Here is a 1865-nt window from a genome sequence, read left to right as displayed (position 1 = left end):
TATCGAGTAGGAGCTAAATAATTATTTTATTTAGCGTCCTCTCACACCACCGTGCGTACCGTTCGGTACACGGCGGTTCATTAGAAATAAGTTTATTATTTGACTTGGTATACTTTAGTCATGCTTATTAGACCTAATATTTCAAAATATTTGTTATTGAAGATTTTATTCAATATAGGGCTATTGGAAATTCTCCAGTAGCCTTTTCTTGTATTGGCGTATTGATAGGCTTTAGGCTTCGGTATACCAAATTTTATTAAATTTCTATACCTTGTTCTTACCTTCTTCCATTGTTTCCACATACATGCTCTTAATCTTCTTCTTATCCATTTGTCTAATTCCATTAGTTTTCGACTTGCATTTGCTATTTTAAAATAATTAACCCATCCTATAATCATATCATTTAGTTTAATTAATCTATAATCCATTGATATTCCCTTATTCCTATTGGTTATTTCTCTGATTTTATCTTTAATTCTTCCAATAGACTTTTCATGGATTCGTATTTTTGCACCGCCTTCGGCGAAATAAAATGAGAATCCTAAAAACTTTCTTCTTGATACTAAGTCTACATTGCTTTTATTTCTATTAACCTTTAGTTTAAGTTCATTTTCAATGATATTAGTTATAGATTTCATTACCCTTTCGCCTGCTCTTTTGCTTTTAACATAAATGTTGCAGTCGTCAGCATATCTACAGAACTTATGTCCTCGTTTTTCCAATTCCTTATCTAAATCATCTAACATTATATTTGCTAATAGTGGGCTTAATGGTCCACCTTGCGGTGTTCCTTTTTCGCTTGATACTTTAATTCCATTGATTAATACGCCACTTTCTAAGTATTTTCTTATCAGTTTTATCAATCTTTGGTCTTTAATTCTTCTCTCTAGTTTACGCACTAATATGTTGTGATTAACCTTATCAAAGAATTTCTCTAAATCCATATCAACTACCCACTTATTACCTTGATTAATGTATTCCTCTGACTTCTTTATGGCATCTTTTGCACCTCTTCCGGGTCTGAATCCATAACTACTTTTAGAGAAAATAGGTTCATATATTTCATTTAATATTTGTGCAATTGCTTGTTGAATCATTCTATCTTGAACTGTAGGAATTCCAAGCAATCTGATTCCTCCGTCTGGTTTAGGTATTTCTACCCTCCTTACCGGAGATGGATTATATTTACCTTCCAGTAGTTTAGATTTAACTGTATTCCATGTGTTAATAACATGTTCTCGAAGTTCATCGGCCTTCATGTTATCAACTCCATGACTACCTTTATTTCTAATTACTTTATACATTGCCTCAAGCATATTATCTCTAGCAAGTACTTTTTCAAGTAACCTACTGGTATCAAATAACTCACCGTTTACGCTTTCCCTATTCGGTAATTTAATATATTTACTTTGCATCTTCTGTTTATATTGAACTTCCATTTCTACCTCCACAGCTAGACCTCCGACAGGAGTTTTCTGCCTTCATCATAATTATTTAAATTTACCGAAGTTGTAAACCTTCTAATGTTCGGCCCTTCCCCACGCTAACGCGTTTACCGTAGGTACTATGGCTTCTGCTGACTTCTGATAATTCAGCTACATATCACTATGCAGGTTATTATGCTCGAATTTAATCTACTGCATAATGTATTTATCAGACCTCCCCAGGTAAGAACGTACACTTTCCCTTCATCTATCTGCCACATATACTTAATTTGTTTTCGGATAGTTATTGGGCTTTGCTTTGTTATGCAAGCTTACCCACAAATCAAGCCTAATGTGATTCGTGTTCCTCAGACCAAAGGTTTGCCGCCGACTTCCTTCAGATTCCACCTCGCGATGGACACCCTTGTCTTAGGCTATATG

The 1865-nt window shown here is 34.4% G+C and carries 1 protein-coding gene; it reads right to left on the bottom strand.

Going from position 1 to position 1865, the window contains the following annotated elements; genetic code table 11:
* Positions 1–95: 95 nt before the first annotated feature.
* Positions 96–1439 (bottom strand): group II intron reverse transcriptase/maturase, encoded by a 1344-nt coding sequence (gene ltrA / locus KQI30_RS16690; protein WP_216464472.1) that lies wholly within the window; start codon positions 1437–1439, stop codon positions 96–98.
* Positions 1440–1865: the final 426 nt, after the last annotated feature.

The sequence above is a fragment of the Clostridium bornimense genome (assembly GCF_018917145.1).
GTDB lineage: Bacteria > Bacillota > Clostridia > Clostridiales > Clostridiaceae > Clostridium_AN > Clostridium_AN bornimense_A.
This window is presented reverse-complemented; position numbering and strand designations above follow the sequence as displayed.

Bases quoted from the DNA above. Each gene is read 5' to 3' on its own strand.
- ltrA (WP_216464472.1), bottom strand. From the start codon at position 1,439: ATGGAAGTTCAATATAAACAGAAGATGCAAAGTAAATATATTAAATTA.